The organism is Brasilonema bromeliae SPC951, assembly GCF_012912135.1.
GTDB classification, from domain to species: domain Bacteria; phylum Cyanobacteriota; class Cyanobacteriia; order Cyanobacteriales; family Nostocaceae; genus Brasilonema; species Brasilonema bromeliae.
Genome location: NZ_QMEB01000287.1, coordinates 1 through 7,392, shown reverse-complemented (window position 1 = coordinate 7,392; position 7,392 = coordinate 1). Strand labels below are relative to the sequence as shown.

At 41.7% G+C, this 7,392-nt stretch carries 6 protein-coding genes and 1 tRNA gene; 5 read left to right on the top strand and 2 right to left on the bottom strand.

The genetic code is table 11. The features are described 5' to 3' along the window. Positions 1 to 350: 350 nt before the first annotated feature. The 4 genes from pstS (at position 351) to pstB (ending at position 4,355) form a co-directional block, all read left to right on the top strand. Positions 351 to 1,535 carry a phosphate ABC transporter substrate-binding protein PstS gene (pstS, locus tag DP116_RS25585; protein ID WP_169157827.1) on the top strand — a complete coding sequence of 395 codons (1,185 nt, stop codon included), beginning with the start codon at positions 351 to 353 and terminating at the stop codon, positions 1,533 to 1,535. 102 nt (positions 1,536 to 1,637) lie between these two features. Next, positions 1,638 to 2,588, top strand: a complete 951-nt coding sequence (pstC, locus tag DP116_RS25580) for a phosphate ABC transporter permease subunit PstC (protein WP_169157826.1) — start codon at positions 1,638 to 1,640, stop codon at positions 2,586 to 2,588. Positions 2,589 to 2,607: 19 nt separating this feature from the next. After that, positions 2,608 to 3,498 carry a phosphate ABC transporter permease PstA gene (gene pstA, locus DP116_RS25575; RefSeq protein ID WP_169157825.1) on the top strand — a complete coding sequence of 297 codons (891 nt, stop codon included), beginning with the start codon at positions 2,608 to 2,610 and terminating at the stop codon, positions 3,496 to 3,498. 50 nt (positions 3,499 to 3,548) lie between these two features. Beyond that, the gene (gene pstB, locus DP116_RS25570; RefSeq protein WP_169157824.1) at positions 3,549 to 4,355 is read left to right on the top strand and encodes a phosphate ABC transporter ATP-binding protein PstB; all 807 of its coding nucleotides are present in this window, start codon (positions 3,549 to 3,551) and stop codon (positions 4,353 to 4,355) included. Positions 4,356 to 4,448: 93 nt separating this feature from the next. Here the strand turns inward: pstB and DP116_RS25565 are convergent. Beyond that, positions 4,449 to 4,519, bottom strand: a tRNA-Gly gene (locus tag DP116_RS25565). A gap of 44 nt (positions 4,520 to 4,563) precedes the next feature. Next, the gene (locus DP116_RS25560; protein WP_169157823.1) at positions 4,564 to 5,853 is read right to left on the bottom strand and encodes a hypothetical protein; all 1,290 of its coding nucleotides are present in this window, start codon (positions 5,851 to 5,853) and stop codon (positions 4,564 to 4,566) included. A gap of 362 nt (positions 5,854 to 6,215) precedes the next feature. On the opposite strand from DP116_RS25560, the gene DP116_RS25555 reads away from it, so the two are divergent. Next, on the top strand, positions 6,216 to 6,860 hold the full coding sequence (locus DP116_RS25555; protein WP_246275792.1) for a GNAT family N-acetyltransferase: 645 nt from the start codon (positions 6,216 to 6,218) through the stop codon (positions 6,858 to 6,860). Positions 6,861 to 7,392 lie beyond the last annotated feature (532 nt).

Sequence of the window (7,392 nt, the reverse complement as noted above, 5' to 3'; positions counted from 1 at the left end):
GTATTATCTTGTTTTTTTGTCTCTGTATTTTAACAAGTTAAAAATTTTTCTTTGAACACGTTTAGCTGATTCATTAAACTTTATTATTTTTGAATTGGATAGACTTCTTAAACGATTATTGTTGTGTAACGTGTGTTTCTGTATCTCCCACTAAAACAAATGTACTAATGTATAATTTGTTCTCCGAATGAGCAATTGACAGTTACAAAATTTAATGAAGTAAACAATATTAAGATTTTGCGATATTGGACGTGAGAAAAAGTACTTGTTTGGATTATCTTAACCTTATCTTTACTCTTAAGTTGTATATTATGATCGCTTAGCTGGAAAATCACCAAAAAAACATATCCATGCTTTTTCGTTACCTTGTAACTAATATTTCTTGCTTATCAAGAACAGTTTCAGTATTAGCACTGAGCCTCAGCTTAGCTGCTTGCGGTGGTCCGCAAGCGGAAAACGGTAATACAACTAGCCAAGCCCCTGGTGGTGCTGCAAAGGATGCTACTGCTAGTGCTCCTGGAAAACTTGACCTTGGTGGACAAGTCAGATTAACAGGCGCTGGAGCCTCTTTCCCAGCACCTTTGTATCAAACTTGGTTCCAGGCTTTAAACCAGAAATATCCTAATCTCCAAGTGAACTATCAGTCAGTTGGTAGTGGTGCTGGAGTCGAGCAATTTACCAAAGGTACTGTAGACTTTGGTGCTAGCGACGTTGCCATGAAGGATGAAGAAATCAGCAAGGTGCAAAACGGCGTCCTTTTGCTGCCCATGACTGCTGGTAGCATTGTGCTAGCTTACAATGTACCTGGAGTACAGGATCTCAAACTTCCACGAGATGTTTATACTGGGATCTTCTTAGGCACCATTAAGTCTTGGGATGACCCGAAAATCACCGCTGCTAACCCTGGTGCCAAACTTCCTAAGCAACCAATTACGATTGTGCATCGTTCTGATGGTAGTGGTACAACAGGTGTGTTCACAAAACACCTCAGTGCTATTAATCCAGAATGGAAATCCAAAGTTGGTGAAGGTAAAACCGTAAACTGGCCCGCAGGAGTTGGTGCTAAAGGTAATGAAGGTGTGACAGCCCAAATCCAACAAACTCAAGGTGCAATTGGATATGTAGAGTACGGTTACGCTCAACAAAACAAACTCACTTTTGCTGCTTTGCAAAATAAAGCAGGTCAATTTGTCGCAGCAACAGATGAATCGGCATCTAAAGCTTTAGATGCTGTAGAATTGCCCGCAAATCTCCGCGCCTTTATTACAGACCCAGAAGGAAAAGATTCTTACCCAATTGTTACCTACACTTGGCTTTTGGTTTACAAGAAATATCCTGATGCAGCAAAAGCCAAAGCAGTGGAAGCCATGATTGAATATGGCTTGACAGAAGGTCAAAAGGCTGCTTCACAACTAGGATATGTTCCTTTACCTGAAAAAGTGCTGAAAAAAGTTGCTGCTAGTGCTGATGCTATCAGTCCAGATTACAAAATAAGTGTCGGTGGTGGTAGCGGTGGTGCTAGCGCCAGCAAGTAGCACTGGCATTGCTTGTCAAATTTTGAATGGGCAAATGCGTGAATTTTGAATTCTTCTGTGTGGTTCGCTCCCACATTTTTCAGTTGATGGGTGAAGTTATTCATGAATATACAAGCCGGAAATCGTCAAGGCACAATTCAACCCCGGTCGGAATTAGAAAAGTCAGTTGATCGAGGCTTTATTCTCCTGACTCGGATTTTTGCACTAGCGGTCGCAGGTATTCTATTATGGATTGCGATACAAGTTGCCATTCAGGCACTGCCTGCGATCCAAAAGTTTGGTGCTAGCTTTTTAGTAAAAAGCGCTTGGAATCCAGTCAATAATGACTACGGTGTTATACCGCAAGTCTATGGAACTTTGGTAAGTGCATTTATTGGTCTATTGATAGCCGTACCAATTGGCATTGGCACTGCTGTTTTGCTGAGTGAAAATTTGCTACCATCATCTGCACGAACAGTCTTGGTTTTTTTGGTGGAACTATTAGCAGCTATTCCCAGTGTCGTTTATGGCATTTGGGGAATTTTCGTTTTGGTTCCCATACTGACAGGTATTGGAAAATGGCTTAACGCTTACTTTGGCTGGTTACCAATTTTTAGCACCCCTCCAACAGGACCAGGAATGTTCCCAGCAGGGGTTATATTGGCAATTATGACTTTGCCAATTATTACAGCTATATCCCGTGATGCACTGATTTCTGTCCCCCCGAGTTTACGCCAAGCAGCTATGGGATTAGGAGCAACTCGTTGGGAAACAATTTTGAAAGTTATTATTCCGGCTGCCTTTTCAGGTATTGTAAGCGCTGTGATGTTGGGGTTGGGTCGAGCGATGGGAGAAACAATGGCTGTGACGATGATCATCGGTAACGCCAACGTTATTAACGCCTCGATATTTGCACCAGCTAACACAATTTCTTCTTTGCTGGCGAATCAGTTTGCCGAAGCAAATGGTCTGCAAGTCAGTGCTTTGATGTATGCGGCGTTAGTTCTGTTTGTTTTAACCCTTATAGTCAACATTTTGGCAGAGTTAATCGTTCTGCGAGTCAAGCGACTGTAGCATTTGGGTGTAGTAAATAATGACTTCTACTTCTGGTAACAATTTTTCTCCCGGCTTTACTGGCGGCTTATCTCGCTCCGCGACGTCTCCCCGGACGCTATTTGACAAGGTGATGACAGTAGTCGCTTTTTCGTGCGGGATATTGGCTCTTGTGCCTTTGATCGCAGTGCTGTCTTACGTTATTATCCAAGGCATAAGCACTTTGAGCCTAGACTTATTTACCAAATTGCCACCACCACCTTTGGTAAAGGGAGGAGGCTTTGGGAATGCCATATTGGGAACGCTCGTTATGGTAGGAATTGGAGCTTTAATTAGCATTCCCTTAGGAGTTTTGGCAGCAGTCTATTTGACGGAATTTAGCACTGGTAAGATGTCTCGTTGGATTCGCTTTGCTACCAACGTTCTCAGTGGAGTTCCATCTATTATTGCTGGTGTGTTTGCTTATGGTATTGTAGTCAGTTTAACAGGCGGATTCTCAGCTGTAGCTGGAGGATTTGCTCTGTCTATTTTGATGCTACCAATTATTGTCCGAACCACTGATGAAGCATTGCAGTTAGTATCGGACGATTTGCGACAAGCAGCTGTGGGGTTAGGTGCGACTGAGTTTCAAACTGTGGCATTAGTAGTTCTACCAGCAGCAGTACCAGCAATTGTCACTGGGGCAACTTTGTCGATCGCCCGCGCCGCCGGAGAAACTGCACCTCTACTATTTACTGCTTTGTTCTCTCAATTTTGGCCTCGTGGTATCTTCGAGCCTACTGCATCTCTTGCGGTACTAGTTTTCAACTTTGCAATTTCTCCGTTTAAAAATTTGCAGTCATTAGCTTGGGCGGCGTCATTGATTTTGGTGTTGTTGGTTCTACTCACCAGTATCATTGCTCGTTGGGCTACGAGTCGCAAAATTAAATAACTAAAGCAAATCGCAAGTTTCATTCAGGTTAAAATAGAGTCTCTAAATTTATGGCAACTGACATTAGAAACGGAAATCAAACTGACACCGTTTTTCGTACAGAGAAGCTCAACGTTTACTACGGGAACTTTTTGGCAGTACGCGATATTTGGCTTGATATCCCGAAAAATAAGGTTACAGCGTTTATCGGTCCTTCTGGATGTGGTAAAAGTACTTTGCTACGTTGTTACAACCGCCTAAACGACCTAATTGATACTTTTCGGGCTGAAGGTAATGTATTTTACCAAGGTGAGAATTTGTATGCACCTCATATTGACCCTGTTGTGGTGCGTCGTCGAATTGGGATGGTGTTTCAAAGACCGAACCCTTTTCCAAAGTCAATTTATGACAATATTACCTTTGGACCGAAACTGAATGGTTATAAAGGTAATATGGATGAATTGGTAGAGCGATCGCTCAGACAAGCGGCTTTGTGGGATGAAGTGAAAGACAAACTACGGCAAAGTGGTGCGTCCTTATCTGGGGGACAACAACAGCGTTTGTGTATTGCCCGGGCGATCGCAGTTCAACCTGAAGTTATTTTAATGGATGAACCCTGTTCTGCTCTAGACCCCATCTCCACCCTACGGGTTGAAGACTTGCTGCATGAACTCAAGGAGCAGTACACAATCATTATTGTGACTCACAATATGCAACAAGCTTCCCGGGTTTCAGATAAGACAGCCTTTTTTAACGTTCAAACTTCCGAAAAAGGAGGTCGTACTGGCTATCTTGTAGAATATGACCGCACAGAGACTATTTTCCAAGACCCGCAACAGCAAGCCACTAAGGAATACGTCAGCGGTAAATTCGGTTAAAGATCACACATTCTTTTTTGTCGCAATAATGCTTTATCACAACAAGTTTCAAGTTTTCAGGGTTACCCTGAGAACTTTTTTCATTTTTAGATAAGCGGGCGGCGGGAATCGAACCCGCATTAATAGCTTGGAAGGCTATAGTTTTACCACTAAACTACGCCCGCAAATTCACTATTAGAACATAACACTATTTTCGCACAAAGTCAAGCTAGGGGCGCTCGATTTTTACACGTACAGACAGATACCTTAATCCTGACTTTTGCTTGCCAGTTGCAGGGTCTTTATCGGTTGCGGGGACAAATTTTTGACCTTTAAAAATTTCATTCGCATATTTCTGGTATTGGCTTCTTTGTGGTTGGGGTATTTCTTGATCTACTTTGATCAACCACAACGTCCCTTGTTCATCAATGGTTAGCCACACTAAAAAATCTACAGGCTGAAAATCGCCTGCTGTGTCGGGTAAAACGATGTTTAATTCTTTTCGCCTACTGTTGTCTTGGGGTTGAGCTAGGTTTTCTGGTATATCCCAGAACGCTACCAGTCCTCCCACTTTTGGCTCATCCAGTGGCGACTGTTCTGGTGTAACTAGTGGACCAAGATCTGGTGAAGGTGTTTTTTTCCCAAGAATAACCTGATCATCAGATTGTCTGGGAAGAGTACTAGGTGATTCTGTAGACTCATTAGCTGGCTTTGCTTGCTCACCTGTTTCAGGTGAAGAATTAGTACTAGTTGAATCTGTGGTGTTATTCTCGGGATTTAAAGCCTGATTTTGCTCGCCTAATTCTTGTTGATTCCCTTGATTCTGTGTGTCTGGATTATCCGCCAAAGTTGTCGGTTCTGGAGTTGGCTGGGGTTGTTGTGCTTCTGGAGTCGGCTGTAACCGAGGTTCTGGTTGTGTTTGATCTGGGGTTGGCTGAGGTTGTTGTGCTTGTGGGGTATCTTCTGGAGTCGGTTGTAGTGGAGGTTCTGGAGTCTTTGCTATGAATGGTTCAGGTTGGCGAGTTGGTTGAGATGTTGCAATAGGTTGAGGATTTGGTTGTGGTTGTTTTTGCTTGATAACCTGTTTTTTTAAGGATTGTTGAGTTGTATTCTTGACTTGAGATTGAGAAGTTTTTGCGCTTGTGGGGTTTGTGAGTGCAATCGCATTGCTATCTTCTACACTAGAGGTGGATTTTGGCGTTAAATTTCCTTGACTAGCGAGCTTTGGTGAGCTTGTTACAGACGACTTTTGAGTTGTCGAAGGTTTTTTGAACAAAACTGGTTTTGCTTTTGATGGCGCTTTTGGCTGTGAAGAAATCTCCACAAATTCCACTGGGATAGGATTTGATGAATTTCGTTGTGATAAAAGGTTATACGAATACGAGCGCAGCAGCCAAAAGAGCAATAAGTGGAGGGTTAAAGAAATTGTGGTTACAGCAATCCACAAACTAGGTGGATCGGTGTGTCGCCTCCATGATGTATCTGGAATAGGAGTTTCATCCGCAACCGATTGTGTCATACCAAGTTCTGTGTTCTCAATCCTGAGCCAGTGTAACACTGCCTTATTGCTTGTTGTGAACTCTTCAACAACAGTTTGTTCACTGAACTCAATATGTTAAGTTTTTTGCCAGAGCACCGGCTTTAAGATGTGCAAGTAAGTTTCCTTTGTGCCAATCATGGTAGAGTTTGCGATATGGCAACAATTGAGATTCAATAGCAAAGTATACTATTCAACAAATACATACCTCCAATTTAGCAATCGGGATCTTCAGAAAGCTATGCTAAATTACTTGCTCACAGTAAACGGTTCATCAGTGTTGAAGGATCACAAAGTTTTGCTATAGGTTTGATGATGTTTTACGATATTTGAGAATATTTGTATTGGATAAAATCAAAACTGAACTAGCTTTGAAACCCTTGTTTTTTCACTCATTTCCTCAAGAACCAGCCTTAGCCGCAGCGTTTCCAGCTTCTTACCCATTTCAAATGCGTGCGGCTACACCCGCTGATTTGATTGGTGTTGCCCAAATCATTGCCGAAAGCTTTCATAGCCAAAGTGGTCTATTAAAGTGGCTTTTTCCATTATTGCGTTTGGGTATATACGAAGACTTAAGGCATCGTTTTGCATCTCCTGCACCTCATCATCTCTGTTTGGTTGCTGTTGACATGACTGCCGATACTGCAAGCAACATCGTTGGAACTGTAGAGTTGGGTGTGCGTTTTAGCGATTCTTGGATGCAAGCAGGTAAAAGTTTTCCGTACCTGTCCAATTTAGCTGTACACCCAAAATACCGTAGGCAAGGTGCTGCTTCTGGGTTACTGACAGCTTGTGAAAAAGTTTCCCTCTCTTGGGGGTTTCAAGATTTATACCTTCATGTTTTGGAAAATAACTGTCAAGCACGGCAGCTCTATTTCAAGTTGGGATATCAAGAGCATAAAGTGGAATCCCATTTGAATATCTTGTTTTTCAGGCGCTCACGCCAGATTCTCTTGCGTAAGCGCCTAAATGGTAACTTAATTGTCTGAATTTTCTACTTAATGACTTTTCTGGCGTATGGTGTATCACAACACCACTTGTAGGATTAACAGATCCAGACAGTCGTGCTATTCGCCTCGGGTTCACCACTAGACAGCCTCTATCTCTACCGTGAATAGCTATTACAGACATTTCAAGTTAATACGACTTGATCTGACACGAGGACATTGTGTCTGCTTAGAAGTTGATTTCGATGATCTGGAAATCTGTGTTCTATTTGTAGTTTGACATTGAGTTTCCAGCAATCATAAGATGAGAATTTTTCGCTATTAGCGTTATTCTAAAGTTAGATAAGCAAAATAAAGATATTTACCGCAAAAGAGAGCATTACTACTTCTTGACTCACTATTTACTAGAATACAAAGGTTGTGATTAAGAATATTTTCCTTAAAATGTTAGGTAATCCTAATAAAATAGACTTGACTAGTTACAATAAATAAATATTATCATTTTGATTGGAAAATCTTTTCTTTACAAAAATTCATAAAAAGATAAATTAAGAGATTTTTATTTGTAGATTTT